At 45.2% G+C, this 17,878-nt stretch carries 10 protein-coding genes; 3 read left to right on the top strand and 7 right to left on the bottom strand.

Features of this window, described 5'->3' with window-relative positions:
- The first annotated feature begins 1 nt into the window (after nt 1).
- Nucleotides 2–3,337, top strand: a complete 3,336-nt coding sequence (treS, locus tag LN893_RS05430; protein WP_229968788.1) for a maltose alpha-D-glucosyltransferase — start codon at nt 2–4, stop codon at nt 3,335–3,337.
- On the top strand, nt 3,330–5,735 hold the full coding sequence (glgB, locus tag LN893_RS05425) for a 1,4-alpha-glucan branching protein GlgB (RefSeq protein WP_229968787.1): 2,406 nt from the start codon (nt 3,330–3,332) through the stop codon (nt 5,733–5,735). The genes treS and glgB overlap by 8 nt, the downstream gene beginning before the upstream one ends.
- Nucleotides 5,736–5,793: 58 nt before the next feature.
- On the opposite strand, the gene LN893_RS05420 is transcribed toward glgB, so the two are convergent.
- The 4 genes from LN893_RS05420 to LN893_RS05405 all read right to left on the bottom strand — a co-directional run bounded on the left by LN893_RS05420 (nt 5,794) and on the right by LN893_RS05405 (nt 12,524).
- The gene (locus tag LN893_RS05420; protein WP_229968786.1) at nt 5,794–6,219 is read right to left on the bottom strand and encodes a DoxX family protein; all 426 of its coding nucleotides are present in this window, start codon (nt 6,217–6,219) and stop codon (nt 5,794–5,796) included.
- 73 nt (nt 6,220–6,292) lie between these two features.
- The gene (locus tag LN893_RS05415) at nt 6,293–10,528 is read right to left on the bottom strand and encodes a PAS domain-containing protein (protein WP_229968785.1); all 4,236 of its coding nucleotides are present in this window, start codon (nt 10,526–10,528) and stop codon (nt 6,293–6,295) included.
- Between the two features lie 178 nt (nt 10,529–10,706).
- The gene (locus LN893_RS05410) at nt 10,707–11,306 is read right to left on the bottom strand and encodes a DUF2179 domain-containing protein (RefSeq protein ID WP_229968784.1); all 600 of its coding nucleotides are present in this window, start codon (nt 11,304–11,306) and stop codon (nt 10,707–10,709) included.
- Nucleotides 11,307–11,441: 135 nt separating this feature from the next.
- A complete protein-coding gene (locus LN893_RS05405) occupies nt 11,442–12,524 on the bottom strand; it encodes a mechanosensitive ion channel family protein (protein ID WP_229968783.1) in 1,083 nt (360 codons plus the stop codon).
- Nucleotides 12,525–12,836: 312 nt separating this feature from the next.
- Here LN893_RS05405 and LN893_RS05400 point away from each other — a divergent pair, with 312 nt between their 5' ends.
- Nucleotides 12,837–15,047 carry a bifunctional alpha,alpha-trehalose-phosphate synthase (UDP-forming)/trehalose-phosphatase gene (locus LN893_RS05400; RefSeq protein WP_229968782.1) on the top strand — a complete coding sequence of 737 codons (2,211 nt, stop codon included), beginning with the start codon at nt 12,837–12,839 and terminating at the stop codon, nt 15,045–15,047.
- 77 nt (nt 15,048–15,124) lie between these two features.
- Here LN893_RS05400 and xseB read toward each other — a convergent pair whose 3' ends face one another.
- The 3 genes from xseB to LN893_RS05385 all read right to left on the bottom strand — a co-directional run bounded on the left by xseB (nt 15,125) and on the right by LN893_RS05385 (nt 17,768).
- On the bottom strand, nt 15,125–15,394 hold the full coding sequence (gene xseB / locus LN893_RS05395; RefSeq protein ID WP_229968781.1) for an exodeoxyribonuclease VII small subunit: 270 nt from the start codon (nt 15,392–15,394) through the stop codon (nt 15,125–15,127).
- Nucleotides 15,384–16,949, bottom strand: a complete 1,566-nt coding sequence (gene xseA, locus LN893_RS05390) for an exodeoxyribonuclease VII large subunit (RefSeq protein ID WP_229968780.1) — start codon at nt 16,947–16,949, stop codon at nt 15,384–15,386. Before xseA ends, xseB begins: the two co-directional genes overlap by 11 nt.
- A gap of 270 nt (nt 16,950–17,219) precedes the next feature.
- A complete protein-coding gene (locus LN893_RS05385) occupies nt 17,220–17,768 on the bottom strand; it encodes a GNAT family N-acetyltransferase (protein WP_229968779.1) in 549 nt (182 codons plus the stop codon).
- Nucleotides 17,769–17,878: the final 110 nt, after the last annotated feature.

The raw sequence follows: 17,878 nt of genomic DNA, 5'->3' as shown, positions 1-17,878 counted from the left end.
TATGGCCGAGGACAAAATCCTGTTAGACGACAACATCCACTGGTACAAGGATGCCATTATTTACGAGCTGCACATCAAAGCCTTCAAAGACGGGAACGGTGACGGCATAGGCGATTTTAAAGGCCTGATGCAGAAGCTGGATTACTTGGAAGATTTAGGCGTAACGGCTATCTGGCTGTTACCCTTTTATCCTTCTCCGCTAAAAGACGATGGCTACGATATCGCCGATTATTTCAGCATTAACCCGTCTTACGGTAATATGCAGGACTTTAAGCTTTTCGTAAAAGAAGCGCATCGACGTGGCCTGAAAGTAATTACGGAGCTGGTAATCAACCACACTTCCGATCAGCACCCGTGGTTTCAGCGGGCACGCAAAGCAAAAAAAGGCTCTAAATACAGAGACTTTTATGTGTGGAGCGACGATCCGAATAAATTTAAAGATGTTCGTATCATTTTTACAGATACTGAACCTTCTAACTGGAGCTGGGACCCAGTGGCGCAGCAGTATTTTTGGCACCGCTTTTTCTCGCACCAGCCAGACCTGAACTACGACAATCCTGAAGTACAGAAGGAAGTGTTTAAGGTGCTGGATTATTGGTTCGACCTTGGCGTGGATGGTTTCCGTTTGGATGCAGTGCCATATTTGTTTGAGCGTGAAAACACCAACTGCGAAAACCTGCCTGAGACGCACGAGTTCCTTAAAAAACTACGTGCCCATGTAGATAGCAAATATGAAGGTAAGTTGCTGTTAGCAGAAGCGAACATGTGGCCAGAAGACTCCGCTGCCTATTTTGGTAAGGGTGATGAGTGCCATATGAACTACCACTTTCCAATTATGCCGCGCCTGTTTATGTCGGTGAAGATGGAAGACCGTTACCCGATCATCGATATTTTTGACCAGACGCCAGACATACCTGAAACGTGCCAGTGGGCCATGTTCCTGCGTAACCACGATGAGCTGACGCTTGAGATGGTGACCGACGAGGAGCGTGACTACATGTATAAAGTGTATACCAAAGACCCAATGGCCCGCATCAACTTGGGTATACGCCACCGTCTGGCACCACTGCTGAACAACGATCGCAATAAGATTGAACTCTTGAATGTGCTGCTCTTCTCGATGCGTGGTACACCTGTGGTATACTATGGCGATGAGATAGGCATGGGCGATAACTACTACCTTGGTGACCGCGACGGTGTGCGTACGCCAATGCAGTGGAACGACGACCGCAACGCAGGCTTCTCTACTGCCAACCCTCAGAAACTGTACCTGCCAATTATTATTGACCCAGAGTACAAGTATGAGTCAGTGAACGTAGATACGCAGAACCATAACAGCAACTCTTTGTTGTGGTGGATGCGCCGCGTGATTAATATGCGTAAGCGCTACAAGGCCTTTGGCCGTGGTAGCATCAGGTTCTTGTCTCCAGCCAACTCAAAAGTGTTAGCTTTTGTGCGCGAGTACGAAGGAGAAACTATTTTAGTAATTGCGAACCTGTCACGCTTTCCAGAGGCGGTAGAACTGGACCTGCAAGAGTTTAAAGGCAGAGTTCCAGTAGAAGTTTTCAGCAAGAACAAATTCCCTACTATAAAAGAAGGTGAATATGTGTTTACGATGGGTAGCCACGGCTACTATTGGATGGAACTGCAGAAGCAGGAAGAGGTAGAGGAGCAAGATCAGGAACATACAAGACCTGAGTTGCAGTTAGCTTCCTTGAAAACTGTTTTCGAGGCCAAAACAATCAAGGCGCTGGAGTCTAGAATATTGCCTCCGTACATATTGAAGAAACGCTGGTTCGGCGGAAAAGCCCGCACGATACAGCGCATGCAGCTGGTGAGTAACATACCAGTATCTGCTGGTAAGCAGGATGCTTCGTGGCTGTTTATAGAAGTAAGCTACAACGAAGGTTTGCCAGAGCTTTACCAATTACCTGTTGCTTTTGCTACAGGCGAACAAGAGGAGGAGCTTCGTGATACGCAGCCACATGCCATTATTGCGCGTGTTACTGTAGGCGGAAAGGACGGGGTGCTATACGATGCCCTCTACAGCGAAGACTTCAGGCAGATGCTGCTGCAACTGATGGCCAAGCGTAGAAGAGTAAAACAAGAGGGTGCAGAACTTGTGGGCAACAGTGTTCGCCAGTTAACCTCTGAAATGAAGAGTGCTGAAAGTACGCCATCATCTAAAATACTGAAAGCTGAACAGAGCAACACCTCCATTATCTACAACAATAACCTGTTTATGAAAGTCTACCGCAAGCTAGACAGAATCATAAATCCTGATGTAGAAGTGGTGCAGATGCTGACAGAGCAGCTTGGTTTTGAAAATGTTCCTAAGTTTTTGGGTGCCATAGAACAGCATGAGCCTGGTAAGCAGCCAATGGTGCTAGCTATGCTACAAGAACTGGTGCCAAACCAAGGCGACGCCTGGAACTATATGGAAGATTCGCTGAAGCGATTCTATGAGCGCCTGCAAACGCAGGACGAGCGCAGAAAGCTGAAAACACCTGTAGGATCCTTGTCTAAGCCGCTGGCATTTACAGAGGTGCCTGATGAAGTGCAGATGCAGTTTGGTGGTGCTTATATAGAGCGTGTAGAACTGCTTGGCCGAAGAACCGCCGAAATGCACTTAGCCTTAGGGTCTGTTACGGAGGAAAAAGATTTTGTACCAGAAGACTTCTCGCTACACTACCAGCGTTCGCTCTTCTCATCGCTAACATCGCTTGTGCGCAGTAACTTCGATAGTTTGCGCAAGCACTTGCCAAACTTGCCAGAGCACGTAAGAGCGGAGGCAGAGGAAGTGCTGAACATGCGGGAGCAGGTGCTGGAGCGACTAAAAATGATTTTCGCCCATAAGATTGATACCATGAAGATCAGGAACCACGGCGACTACCATTTAGGGCAGGTGCTGTTTACCGGTCGTGACTTCTACATTATCGACTTTGAAGGCGAGCCAGCGCGTTCATTCAGTGAGCGTCGTCTGAAGCGTTCTGCATTGCGCGATGTGGCAGGTATGATTCGCTCTTTCCATTATGCGGCTTATAATGCCCTTTTCCAACAAGAAGGCCTGCGTAAAGAAGATGCCGAATACCTGGAGCAGTTAGCTGAGCATTGGTACCACTACGCCAGCGGGTTCTTTATGCATTCTTACCTCGGTAAAACGAAGGGAACAGGCATTGTGCCGAGCAATGAAGAAGACTTTGAGGTACTTATGCAAACCTTCCTGCTGGAAAAAGCGATATACGAATTAGGATACGAATTGAACAACCGTCCGGATTGGGTACAGATTCCGATCAGAGGCATTAAATACATCATGAGGAAGTATAGTAATGGCTAAGAGAAAAGAAGGCACAGCAACCGAAACCACAGACCAGGCAAAAGCTACAACTGGCGCAAAGAAAACCACAGCTTCTAAAGGTGCAACACCTGAGCACGAGGCTACGGCAACGCCAAAAAAAGGCAGACCAAAGAAAACAGAGTCTGCAGTAGCGGAAATGGGTGCGCCTGTAACTGAGAAGGTATCAAAAGCAGCAGCTGGCAAAACGAAAGCAAAAGGAAGTGAAGCTTCTGCTGCCGATGCCAGTGCTGCTCCCAAAACGGCTAAAAAAGGCAGTGCCAAAAAAGCTGGTGCTGCAGCAGATGAAGCAGGGGTACCTATACCTGTTGCTACATCTGATGTGGTGCAGGAACTGGTAGTGCCGAAGGTGAAAGGGCGTAGTACTAAGAAATCAACTGAAGAACAACAGCCCGAACAAACTATGCAAACAAACGAAAACCAAACTTCTGCGGATCAACAGCAAACAGAAGAACAAAAAAATATTTACCACGATGTCAGCCGATTCACTGAATTTGATATTTATCTTTTCAGAGAAGGCCGCCATTACACACTATATGATAAGCTAGGCTCGCATGTAATGGAGCACAATGGCCGCAAAGGTACTTACTTTGCGGTATGGGCTCCTAATGCCGAGCAGGTAGCTGTAATGGGCGATTTTAACTGGTGGAACCGTGAGAGCCACCCATTGCAGGCTCGTTCCGACGGTTCTGGCGTTTGGGAGGGTTTTGTGCCCGATGTTGGGGCAGGCATGCTCTACAAATACCAGATCAAGTCGCGCTACCACCTTTACCAGGTAGAGAAAAGCGATCCGTTTGCTTTTGCACGTGAAGTGCCGCCGCAAACAGCCTCTATTGTAACAGACTTAGACTATAGCTGGAAAGATAATAACTGGCTGGAAAGCCGCCGTGAGAATAACTTAGAACCGCAGCCTTATACGGTGTATGAGATGCACTTCGGCTCTTGGCGCAGAAAGCCAGAGGAAGACAACCGTTCGCTTACGTACCGTGAGATGGCCGAGCAACTTCCTGCTTATATGAAAGAAATGGGCTATACCCATGTGGAGTTTATGCCTTTAGCGCACCATCCATTCGGTGGTTCCTGGGGATATCAGATTACAGGATACTTTGCGGCTACGAGCCAGTTTGGCTCTCCTGAAGACCTGATGTATTTGATAGACACCCTGCATGCCGAAGGTATAGGCGTTATCATGGACTGGGTTCCGTCTCACTTCCCGTCTGACGAACATGGCTTAGCTTATTTCGATGGCACGCACTTGTTTGAGCACGCTGACCCACGTAAAGGTTTCCACCCCGATTGGAACAGCTATATCTTTAACTATGGACGTAACGAGGTAAGATCTTTCCTGATCAGCAATGCCTTGTTCTGGCTTGATAAGTACCATGTAGACGGCTTGCGTGTAGATGCGGTGGCCTCTATGCTGTACCTGGACTACTCTCGTAAACACGATGAGTGGATTCCGAATGAGTATGGCGGGCGTGAGAACTTAGAAGCTATTTCTTTGCTGAAGGACTTTAATTCGGCGGTGCATGAGAAATTCCCTGATGTAACAACTATAGCCGAGGAATCTACTGCCTGGCCAGGAGTAACAGGCCCAGTTGACCAGGGAGGTTTAGGCTTTAACATGAAGTGGATGATGGGTTGGATGCACGATACCCTCGACTACTTCTCTAAAGACTCTATCTACAGAAGATACCATCAGGGCGAGATCACGTTCAGTATGATGTACGCCTTCTCTGAGCGCTTTATGTTGCCGCTTTCGCATGACGAGGTGGTACATGGCAAAGGAGCCTTGCTTCGTAAAATGCCAGGAGACGATTGGCAGCGCTTTGCGAACCTGCGTACGCTATACGCTTACATGTATGCTCACCCAGGCCACAAATTGCTGTTTATGGGCGGTGAGATAGGGCAGACCACAGAGTGGAACCACGATAGTAGCCTAGAGTGGCACTTACTGGAGTATGCCCCTCATGTGGGCATCAGACAACTGGTAAGCGAGCTTAACCACGTATATCGTCAGGAGCCGAGTTTTTATACCTATGCTTTTGATGATAGAGGTTTTGAATGGATTGACTACCAAGATGCGCACAATAGTATTATCAGCTTCGTGCGCAAAGGCAGCTCGCCAGACGATTTGATTTTGGTGGTTTGTAACTTTACGCCAGCGGTGCATTCTAATTATCATTTGGGTGTGCCTGCAGCAGGAGCGTGGCGCGAAATATTTAACAGTGATGATAGCCGTTACGGCGGAAGCGATTTCGTTCATCACGCTACCATCCAAACAATTTCATCGCCATCGCACGGTAAAGAAAATTCGCTAGAACTGAAAATTCCACCATTAGCTGTCATGTACTTCAAGTTTGAGCCTACAGCTTCTTAAGAACAAATAAGATTTAAAAACAAAGGCGCCTCTGTGAATAGCAGAGGCGCCTTTGTTTTTATACTTGAATAAGTGCCCGATCAGCAGACCATTTACCGCCGCCTTTTAGCAGCAGAAAAGTACTTCCGAGCAGCATAGACCAATCAGTACGGCTGCCGTGCAGCATTTCCCAGAAACCATCGTTTGCTAATACATCCAGTTTTGTTGTGCCTATGGCTACCAGCATAATGACCAGGAGTGGGAGAGAAGCTAATCGTGTAAACAGCCCTATCAGAACCAGAGCACCACACACTGCTTCAAATGACCCAACAAAGTAGCCAAGAAGCTCAGGGCTTGGTAATCCAATTTTTTCAAAGCGCCCTGCGCCACGGGTAGCGGAGAACAGGAACTTTTGAATGCCTTCTGAAAGGAAAACAGCACCTACCATTAGGCGGATGAGGATGGTGGTACGGGCATCGTCGGTGTACAGTAGCTTTCTAAACATGAACTATGAGGAGTGTATTTGCTTTGGCTTTTTACCGCTTCAATTTCTGTAGAGCAGTAGATAAATGAATTTTCTAAGGTTGTAACGGAATCTGAACGGTAACAAGGGTGCCTTTGCCCGTTTTGGGTTTAGTGATGGAGAACGAGCCATTCAGGAGCTTCACACGGTCCTTAATGGATCGCAGCCCCAAGCCCTTTGTTTTTCCATCTTCGTAGTTAAAGCCTTTGCCATTGTCCCTGACCTGTAAGGTTATCTGCTCGTTTTGCTGGCTGAGTTGAAGTGATGCGGCTGAGGCTTTGGCATGTTTTACAATGTTATTTACTAACTCTTGGGCTATCCTAAAAATGGCTATTTCTATATGGGGTTCGAGCCGCTCTTGCAGCCCATCAGACTTACAGTTCAGAAAGAGGGAGCTATTTTCGTACTTCTCGCACAAATCTTCCAGCGCTTTTTCTAGCCCAAAGTCATTCAGCAACATAGGCACTAGCTCATGAGATACCCACCTTGTTTCGTCTATCGCTCTGTTTAGTAATTCTGCTGTGGCTTTGTATTGCTGCGATTTTACCTGTTGCGCCATCTGCTCTAGGTTAAGCTTGGTGGCATAGAGTATCTGACCTACACCATTGTGTAACGATTCTGAAATACGTTTTCTTTCGGCTTCCTGAGCTTCTAGTATAGCAAGTAAAAGTGCTTTTTGTTGGTTGAGGCGAATTTGCAGGTTCTCCTGCTCCAGCCGTTTGATCTCTGATATATCCAGGTCAACACCAAGCATTTTCTCTACTTGGTTTTGCTCATTATGTAATGGTATGCCTTTTATCTTTAGCGTGATGATTTTGCTCTTTTGTTTTATGCGTAAAGTTTCCTCAAATGGTTGGTTGTGCTCACGCATCAGGCTAATCACTTTTTCAGCTATAGGGCGGTCTTCGTCAACTGCAGATGTTAAGTAAAATTCCATGCTGATGGTACTACCAGCAGTTAAATGAAACAGGCGGTACATGCCATCAGACCAATGCATGGTATCGTGCGTTCTGTCGTACTCCCAGCTGCCCATGCGGGCCACCTCCTCCGATTGAGTTAGCACTTTGTGCTGTTTCAGTAGCTCTTGCTGCGAGTTCTTGCGCTCGGTAATATCTTCTAAGTTCAGAACCAGGCCATCTTTTAACTTTACAGTTATAAAGCGAAACCAGCGGTTGTAGCCTTCGTGTGTATAAAATATTTCAAAATCCTGCGGAATGTTTTCTTCCACTGTCTTCACACACTTTTCGAAAATACCGTTTTTTTTGATGCCAGGAAATGTTTCTGTGTAGAGCTTTCCGAGTAAAGCTCTACCGTTGCTGAACTGTAGGGCTTTCTCGTTTACAAGTACCCACACAAAATCCTCAATTTTTCCTTCAGCATTTCGGACGGCTTGAAAAACGCTGATGCCAGACAAAGAGACCTCCACAATAGATTGAAGCAGCTCTTTACTCTCCTTCAACGCAAGGGTGCGCTCCTCTACTTGCTGCTCTAGCTTTACATTGAACTGTTGAAGCTGTTTTTCTATAAGTTTTCGTTCGGTAATGTCGAAGTTAACGCCTGCGCCGCAAACAGGCTTTCCATTTTCGTCGAAGTAGATGCGGCCTTTGGCAGCTACCCAATGAACGCTTCCGTCAGTCCAGCGGGTGCGCACTTCAAAACTTAGTTCTCCTGTTTCCATTGCGCGGGAAATAGCTGCGTCGAAAATTTCCTGGTCCTCTTCTACAATATGGCGTCGGGCTACTTTTAAACTCCAATCTTTTTGTGGTATACTATATCCAAATATTTGGTCGTGGCGCAGGTTTCTGTGTCCTGAAAGATCTTGTATTATATCCAAGTTCCAGGTTCCCATAGCTGCCGCTTCAACCGCTATAGTTAAGCTTTCCTGCGCATCTCTTAAGGCTTGCTCATTCTGCTTACGTGCCGTTACATCACTAAACAGCACTGCCACTTGTCGGTCCGCTGGGTTGCCTGTTCGGAAAGCATTCACCTCAAACCATTTTCCCAGCGAAGGCGAGTGTGCCTCGAAATGAATAGCTTTACCTGTTTTGGCTACTTCTCCATAACGCTTAAACCATACCTCTTCGGTATTTGGCGCAACCTGGCGTACTGTTTTGCCACTTAATATTTCTGTTTGCGAAAACACTGTAAGATTTAAAAACTGCGGGTTTAATTCCAGCCAACGGAAGTCTGTTGGGTTGTCTTGTTTGTCAAAGATAAGCTCCGCAATACCAAAAGCTTGCTCCATAGAGTTGAAGAGGGAGAGGTATTTATCGGTGGCCTTTTGTGCCAGCTCCTCTTTTACCCGAATAACTTCCTGCTCTACATTTTTGAGTTCTGTTATGTCGCGGGCAATGGCTAGTACAGTCTCTACTTCGCCAGCAGCGTTTTTCTCTGGTACCAATCTGGAGTGAAAATGAGATTTGCCATGAGGGGTAGGGAAAGAATTATGATGCTCTACAGCTTTTCCTGTATCAAAAACTTTACGAAGGCTTTTTATCCAGGGCAGGGCAATTGTGTTTTGCTGGACCATTCCGTTTATATCCTTTCCGAATAGGTACTCGTTAAGGAGCCCAGATTTACTTTCAAATGCTGCGTTGGCGAAAATCAGTTTCATGTTTTTATTCCAGCGCGAAATGCTGTCGGGCGTATTATTTACTAGTGTACGGTACTGGGCCTCCCGCTTGGCAATTTTTTCCTCTGCCTTTTTCTGCTCTGTAATATCCTGTACTGTGCCATAGTGTTTATAGGGTTGGCCATTTTTATCTTCTAAAATCTGAACTCTTCTATGTACATACCTGATGTCACCATCTGCTCTTACAATCCTAAGGGTTTTGTCTAATGGATCGCCTGTATTACGGAGGTTCATAATCGCGTTTTCCATTTCGGGGCGGTCGTGTGGATGCATAAAAGAGAGTACACGCTCCAATGTAATTTCCTCACTCTGCGGTTCCAGGCCATGTATCCGAAACAATTCATCAGACCAAAAGAATGTGTCATCGGAAATCTTTCTTTCGAAGTAGCCAATACGCCCCAGGGCCTGTGCATCTTTCAGACGACGCTGCTCTTCCTTAAGATTTTGTTCGGTGAGTTTACGCTCTGAGATGTCTTCAAAACTGATTAAAAGCCCGTCTTCTAACTTCTGAGCAGTAATGCGAAACCAGTTCTTATAACCATCAGCATTGTAGTAATTTTCAAAATCAACTGGCTGCCCAGTATCAACAACATTCCTAAAAGTGCTGAAGAAGCCTTCTGCTTTCAGACCAGGTAAAACTTCGCTGGCTCTTTTACCTATAAGCTCGGGTTTTAGCAATTCTGAGGCTATTCTATTTGATAGCCTGTATTCAAAATCAATTATTTCATTTGCTTTGTTGCGGATGCTGTTTACCACCACAATGCCGCTAAACGATGTTTCGAAAACCGATTGCAGCAGCTCTTTGCCAGCTTTTAGTTCGTTCTGGAAATTGATAGCCTCTGTTATATCATGTGCTGTGCCGTACAGTTTACTTGGTTTGCCTTGCTCATCATAAATGACTTTGCCTCGGCTAACGATGTGGTGTATTTCTCCGTTTGGCCAGTATACCCTGCGGAAGTACTTGTAAGAGGCTTTGTTTTTGACGGCTTCATCTAAAATCTTATGTATCTCTAGCGCATCCTCTGGAACAGAAATCGAATCTATATAATCTATGGTAGGAGTAAACGAATAAGGTTCGCGACCAAGTAAACGATACATGTTCTCGGAGAAGAGGAATTGCATGGTAGTAAAGTCGCCTTCGTAGCTACCAGTGTGGCCAATAATTTCTGCGCTTTTCAGAAACTCTTCTCTTTCCTGCAATTGCTTTTTGTGTACTTCCTGCTCTAAAACCTCCACCCGCTGCTTGTTTACTTCCCGTTCGGTGCAGTCTTCTACCTTGTGTATGATATAATGGACTTCTCCCTTTTTATCCAGCACTGGGGTATTAGTTGGCTCCCAATACCTGGTTTCAAACTTATCGTCTGTCAACTGCAAATCATATTGCTGCACAGCCATGCGGTGAGGTTTTTTTGAGGAGAGCACTTGTTGAAAGGAAGCTTTAAGGTTATTGACAGCATTTGCTTCCTTGGCGGCTGGGTTCTCTGGAAAAACGTCGAAGATGTATTTTCCCTCTATCGTGTTGCGTTCGGTACGGGTAGCCTGCAGGTAAGCATCTGAGGCAGTGAATATAACAAGGTCTGGTGAAAGGATGAGGTATAAGTCTGGCACCGACTCGAATGCTTTCAGCACTTGTTTTGGTAAGGTGGCAGTAGCTTTCATGAGAAGGTCTGTTTAAGGCTAACGGCTTTTGCCCTGATTTCAAAGGCAATATTTTATTGTTATAATACTACTATAACAGGATATTAGGTTCAGGAGAAAGCAGAAAGGACAGTTCGTAATACCGTACCGTTACGAAAGGGCGTATTGAACTGCCTATCCAATCTTAAAAAGGCAAAGCTTATTTTCCTTTTTTTAGCGGAAAGAACTTTCGGAAAGATGTTTTGCGCTGGCTTTCTTCCTGGGGTAAATCTACTTCTGAAACAGAACGAACATCCTCTATTGTATAAAAAGCCTGTGGGTTGAAACCACGGATAATATCGAGTACTTTTTGCAGCTTTTTCCGCTTCACAATCATGAACAGCAAATGTACTTTGCCGCGCGTGCCGTGTGCATCGAGGCAAGTGAGGCGGTAACCTTTACTGATCAGCCTTTCGATAAGCCCGTCGGCGGGCTCAGCAGTTATAACTCGCACTACCACCTGCCCCAGTGCCAGTTTCTGTTCTATGCGCAAACCTAGAAAGTTACCCGTTGCAAAGCCACCCGCCCAAGCTAGGTAAGATGCGACATTGTTCAGGTTTTGCATTACCTGCGTAATAGCTATCAACCAAATCAGCACTTCAACAAAGCCTAGTAAAGGTGCTAACATTTTATCTCCCTTAGAAATAAACACAATGCGCAGCGTGCCCAGCGTTACATCTATGATACGGGCCATAAAAATAAGAGCAGGTATAATTACCCACTCCACAATGCTAGGATCTATGTCTTCAAAAATGTTCATAGTGAGGTTGTTCCGAAAGTATGCTGAAGCACACTTAATGGTTAGATGTAAATAGTTATAGTTGTTTGGATACCTGTGCCTGCCTTTGCTTGCGCCCCAGTTTAAAGCAGGCGAAAGGCAGGAGGTAAGTTTAAACTATTTCATGAACTTTGAAAAGCTTTCTCCCACTAATTCTGTTCTGGTTCTAGGCAAAGCTGATGGATAGTTTTGCTGAATAAAGGTGATCATCTTTTCCCGCACAAGGCAGCGCAGATCAAAAGCGATGGCGGAGTTTTGAGCGCTTAGCAGAATTCTTAGCTGCAAGGTTTGCTCTAGAGAATCTGTAACTTGAATAAGAGAGACACGGCCATCCCAGAGCTTTGTGCCAGCCAGTATTCTGTCTAGTTCTTTACGGAGTTCCTCTATGGGTACAGTATAATCGGTGTAAAGAAACACGGTGCCTAGCAAATCAGCGGCTGTTCTGGTCCAGTTCTGAAAGGGCTTCTCTATAAAATATTTCAGGGGCAAAATCAGGCGACGGTTGTCCCAGATGCGCAAGACTACATACGTCAATGTTACTTCTTCAACACGTCCCCACTCACCTTCCACTACCAATACATCGTCTATGCGCAGGGGCTGGGTAAAGGCGAGTTGCAAACCTGCCAGTAAGTTTGCTATGGACTGCTGGGCGGCTAAACCCACCACTATACCTGCAATACCTGCTGAGGTAAGCAGACCTGTTCCCAGTTTACGGACAGGCTCAAATGTTAACAGAATAAGTGCGACAGTAACAAAAGTAATGATGGTGATAGCCAACTTTCTGATAAAGGAAAGCTGTGTGATTACCTTCCTTTCCCGAAAGTTGTCTTCTTTCGTAATTTCGAATTTTTGCTGCACCATGTCCTGGGCTACATAGATAATCTTGATGAGTATCCAGCCGAAAACTGCAATATTTACCAGTTCAAAAATTCTTCTAAAGGATTCTAATTGGTGCTCAGTAAAGGGAGTGAGTTGCAATGAAATGGTAGCGAAGAGCATTGGCAGAAAGGCGGTGAAAGGGCCGTTCAGATGCTTTACAACAGACTTCAGAAAGTGAGGGTTGGAATGCCTGTTGTATAGGTTGAGTAACTTAAAAATAATAAGCTTTACCAGCCAGCCAATTACTGCCGCCAAAGATATAATCAATGTGCCAATGGCTAAATAGTCAAGGTTATTGAAGAGCGCATTTAATCTTTCCATGCAATGTGAATAATTTGTTTTAGCGGGAAAAAGGGTGTAAATTAAGGTCTATCAGCAGAAATACTTCTTAAACGGGTTATAGGTTTTAACCAGATGGTTGCCGTCCCAGGAAATTAGAAGCTTGAAAATTACTGTTTTATAGTTGGTAAACTATATATATAGAACGAATGCTACACATTATCCGTATAAACTATAGATAAGTTGGGTTTTTAACCTGCTAAACGTCTAAAATAAATATAAACTGACTCTTGAAAGCAGTAGCTTTAAAAATGAGAGCTATTGCTGGCTATAAAAAGAACAAATAGCAAATACATGGCTAAACTGATTATTGTATCGAATAGACTTCCTGTAAAGCTCCAGGAGAAAGATGGGAAACTGAACTATCAGACAAGTGAAGGGGGCTTGGCAACAGGCTTGGGGTCGATCTATAAGCAAAAAGACAATCTTTGGATAGGTTGGCCAGGTATGGTTATTGAGCAGAAAGAAAAGCAGCAGCAAATCGTTTCCGATCTGGAAGGTGAGAACATGTACCCTGTTTTTCTGACTGAAACTGAAATAAAGGAGTTTTACGAAGGGTTTAGCAACGAAACACTTTGGCCTACTTTTCACTACTTTAGTCAGTATGCTATTTACGAGCAGAAACTATGGGAGACGTATGTTGAGGTAAACCAGAAATATTGCGAAGAGGTAATGAAAATGGCATCGCCTGGTGATACCATTTGGGTGCACGATTACCAGTTGCTTCTGTTGCCCTCTATGCTTCGCGAACAGTTGCCAGATGTTACCATCGGCTTCTTCCAGCATATTCCTTTCCCGTCTTACGAAGTATTCCGACTACTGCCGTGGCGTAAAGAAATTTTGGAAGGCATGTTGGGCTCCGACCTGATCGGTTTCCATACCTACGATGATATGCGCCACTTTCTGAGCTCGGTGAACAGGTTGATTGGCTACGGCGGTATGCACGGCTGGATAAACACAGGTAACCGTTCGCTGCTTGTAGACTCTTTCCCGATGGGAATAGACTATGAAAAATATGCTTCTACAGCTGCCTCTACAGAGGTACTGAAAAGAGAAGAAATATTCCGAAAGAATCTTAATGCACAAAAGATTATCCTTTCTATAGACCGCCTGGATTATTCGAAAGGTATACCGCAGCGACTACTAGCATTTGAGTTATTCCTGGAGCAGCATCCTGAGTTTCATGAAAAAGTAACACTGGTGATGCTCGTGGTGCCATCGAGAGATGCGGTAGAGAAATACAAAGAATTGAAAGAAGAAGTTGATGAATTGGTTGGCCGTATAAACGGTAGGTATAGTCACATCAACTGGAACCCAATACAATATTTCTATCGCTCTTATCCGCTAGAAACACTTTCTGCCTTCTATAGAATGGCTGATGTGGCTTTGGTTACTCCTATGCGCGATGGTATGAACTTAGTATGTAAGGAGTACATAGCCAGTAAGCTAGACCAAAACGGCGTACTGATACTAAGTGAGATGGCGGGTGCTTCTAAAGAGCTTTCTGATGCCTTACTTATAAATCCGAACGATGTGCGCCAGATGGTAGATACTATTTACCAGGCGCTAACTATGCCAGAGGAGGAGCAGAAGCAGCATATTTCAAACATGCAAGAGTCGCTGAAGCGTTATAACATTCACCATTGGGTTAGCTTGTTTATGGACAGGCTGTCTTATGTGAAGCTGAAGCAAATGTCTATGGCTACCAATTACCTAGATGAGGCTAGCTTCCAGGAACTGAGCGATTCTTATGCAAATTCAAGCACAAGGCTATTCTTCCTGGAGTATGACGGTGCGTTGGTAGATTACCAGACCAAGCCAATGATGTCTAGGCCAGACGAAGATCTGCTACAACTGCTGGATGACCTTAGCAGCAACCCTAAAAACAGGGTGGTGGTTATGAGTAGCCGCGATAAGGATATTATGCAAGCCTGGCTGGGCCACCTGAACATCGACCTTATTGCAGAGCATGGTGTGTGGGTGAAGCAGCGTAATACGGGTTGGCAGACACTCCTGAGTTTGATTGATGATTGGAAACGCGATGTACGTCCGATTCTAGACCTGTATGTAGATCGTACGCCAAGTTCATTTATAGAAGAAAAAGACTATTCGCTGGTTTGGCACTACCGTAGAGTGGAGACAGGCCTTGGTGAACTGCGAGCACGGGAATTGGTAAGCCACCTGAACTTCTTGGCTAGCGACAGCAACCTGCAAGTGCTGGATGGCCAGATGGCGGTAGAGGTGAAAGTAAACGAGGTAAATAAAGGAAAAGCAACTTCACGTTGGCTCAACCTGTTGCCTCACGACTTTGTACTGGCTGTTGGCGATGATTGGGGAGATGAAGACATCTTTAAAGCAATGCCACGCGATGCCTATACTGTGAAAGTAGGTACTGCTTACTCCGTTGCCAAATTCCACCTCGACAACTGCGCAGAAACCAGACGTATGCTGGAGCGCTTAGTAGAAAAAAAGACGACCAAAAAGCCACAAAAATCAACATTATAAATTTTAGAAAAGCATAAAAAACAACGAGGCCATCCTTTAGCAGGATGGCCTCGTTGTTTTTGCAGAAATGCAAAGTTTTAGAAAAGCTTTCCGTTTTCAGGACCAGACTTTGCCTCGGTTACCTTTGTAGCAGGTTCTTCACAGTTCTCTTCGTTAAACACTTGGTTTATGGCGTTCTCAGCGCTACGGAGCTTGTCTTTACACAATTTGATGAGCTGCGAGGAACGCTGCACTTTCTGTGTCAGCTCATCTACATCTACGGTATCATTTTCGATGGCACGAAGTATTTCCTCCAACTCCTGCGTTGCCTCACGGTAAGTCATGCTGTTTATGTCTTTATTTGTCATTTGCGTCTTTGTTTACAACTATACTATGTATGGTGCCGTCTTGCATCCGTGTTTCAACTACATCGTCTGCTCTTACTTCGTTGATACTTTTAATTATTTTGCCGTTTATCAAGGTTAAGGTATAACCTCTTAGCAGTAGCTTTTCTGGGTCATTAGCCTTAATGCTCAGCTCCAGCAGGTTTTGCTTATGGTTCTCTGTCTGCAGTTTTTGGCGAGTGCTAAACTTTAGCTGTTCGCTATACTTTGCAAAAGTAAGCTGCGTTCGTTTCAGGTCATCGTTGGCCTCTGTTTCCAGGCAATGCACCAAGTTGTTCAGCTCATGTTCTTTCATGTGCAGGTAACGCTGGCTCTTGCCCTCTACACAAACAGCCAATTCGCTTAGGTACCGCTCGCGTTGGTGCAGCAAATCTTTGGTTTCTCCTTTAACGCATTGCTCCAGTGTATTTAGCTGTTGCTTCTGGTTATCCAGGAAAAACTTTGGCTTCAGGAGCAGACCTTTGGAGAGTTGCTCCAGCTTATCTTTTCCAGTTCTCAGGTAGTCGTTGGTGAGGTGCGAAAGGCGTAGGCTCTGGCGTTCTAAGCTATCACCTGTCAGCTTCATTAACTGCGCTGAGAAAATCCTGATGCTGTCCATCAGACCTTTGGCTTGCTCCTCGGCTGCTCTAAACCGCTCAACCAAAAAATTAGCGACAGCTGTAGGCGTTTTTAAACGCGTATGGGCTACAAGGTCTGCAATGCTCTCGTCTCGCTCGTGGCCGATACCTGTTAGCACTGGCAGCGGCGAATGGCCTATGGCGGCGGCAATGGCATAATCGTCGAAGCAGCTCAGGTCTGTCTGGGAACCTCCTCCACGAATGACGACACAGGCATCAAAACGATCTTTGTATTTGGCTATAAGGTTGAAGGCTCGTTTTACAGATGCAGGTGCTTCGTTGCCTTGCACAGTGGCAGGGAAAAGAGTGGTAGAAAAGCTGTAGCCGTGCACATTGTTATGCAACTGATGTATAAAATCCTGGTAACCTGCAGCCGTAGCAGAAGAGATAACGGCCAATTTCTGTGGCACCAAAGCCAGTTCATGGGCTTTGTTTGCAGTCATCAGGCCCTCGGCTTCTAGTCTTTTCAACGTTTCCTGCCGTTGCCTTGCCAGGTCGCCAATGGTATAGTTCGGGTCAATGTTTACAATGTCCAGACTCATGCCGTAGAGCTCATGAAACCGCACATTTGCCTGAAACAGAATCTTTAACCCAGCTTTTAGTTGCTGCCCCGTTTTCTCCTGAAAATAACGACCCAGCATCTGAAATCGGGCACTCCAGATAGTAGCTCTTGCCTGTGCTTGTAACTGGCCCCTTGGGTCTTCGCCTTTGTCGACTAAGTTGAGGTAGCAGTGGCCTTTGCGCTTATCTGAATTAACCTGCGATATTTCAGCCACTACCCAGTAGCTTTCAGGAAAAGCAATTTCCAGCTCTTCCTTTATCTGCTGATGCAGCTCATACAGGGAGAGGGGCGTGTTGTAATCTTCCCGAATGCTAGATTGACTTATATGTAAATGGGCCATGGCGAAAAGCTATAATGAATGCAAAATGGCCTACCTAGGCGATTGCATGCTTTCAACCCCGAAGATAAGCTTTTGTTGCTGCAGGTCAAAAGCCAGAGCTCTAGCTTTTTTAGAAATGTCCTAAAAAAGTGTAATTTTCTGGCAAGCTTGAGTATTGCAAAACTGGCTATACAAGATAGCTTATAGAGTGGGTAGTTAGGAAATTGAGGGGGAACTTGAAAAGAAATGGCTTCTGAGAAAGAATAATCTGCTAACTATTTATCTCTTGAATTAACTATAAAACGGCTCGTACACCTCTTGTTTTAAAAGTTCGGCTATGCTTGCTAATGCTGCTACATCTGTGGCAGCTGGCCGAGCCATGAGGTACATTGGTACAGGAGCCACCGTTTTCTCGTAAGGAGGCTGTAGGTAAGGATATTCCTGGTGCAAGGTAAAACCTAACTTATGATAAAACTTGATTCGCTTACGAGTTATAGCATCTGTAGGCCGCTCAACCTCTAGCACGATGCGCTCTTTTGTCTGCTTTTGTAGCCATTGTATTGTTTGGCTTCCATAACCTTTGCCTTGGTGTTGAGGAGAAATAGCCAGGTGCTCGAGGTAAAGCAATTCCTTTAGCTGCCAATGCACACATACGCTAACAATATTATCATGAGCTGCGATAGCATGCAAAAACATATTAGGCTTGCCAATGAGCTGTAGCAGCTTATGGAACTGCCGCCGCTCTTCTATAGGAAATGCTTCTTCGTAAAGTTGCTGTACAGCAGGCATTCCTTCAAAATCAACATCTCTAATAAGTATAAACTGGAGGCTAGCGGACATATCTTGAGTTAATATAGAACCTGCAAAGACAGGAAACTATACGATATAAGCTCTATAACCACTTAAATATTTTAGTTGTGGTTCACAATGTATGATGTTTGCATTTTTGT

It is taken from the genome of Pontibacter harenae, from assembly GCF_020907245.1.
In the GTDB taxonomy this organism is placed as follows: Bacteria; Bacteroidota; Bacteroidia; order Cytophagales; family Hymenobacteraceae; genus Pontibacter; species Pontibacter harenae.
This window is presented reverse-complemented; position numbering and strand designations above follow the sequence as displayed.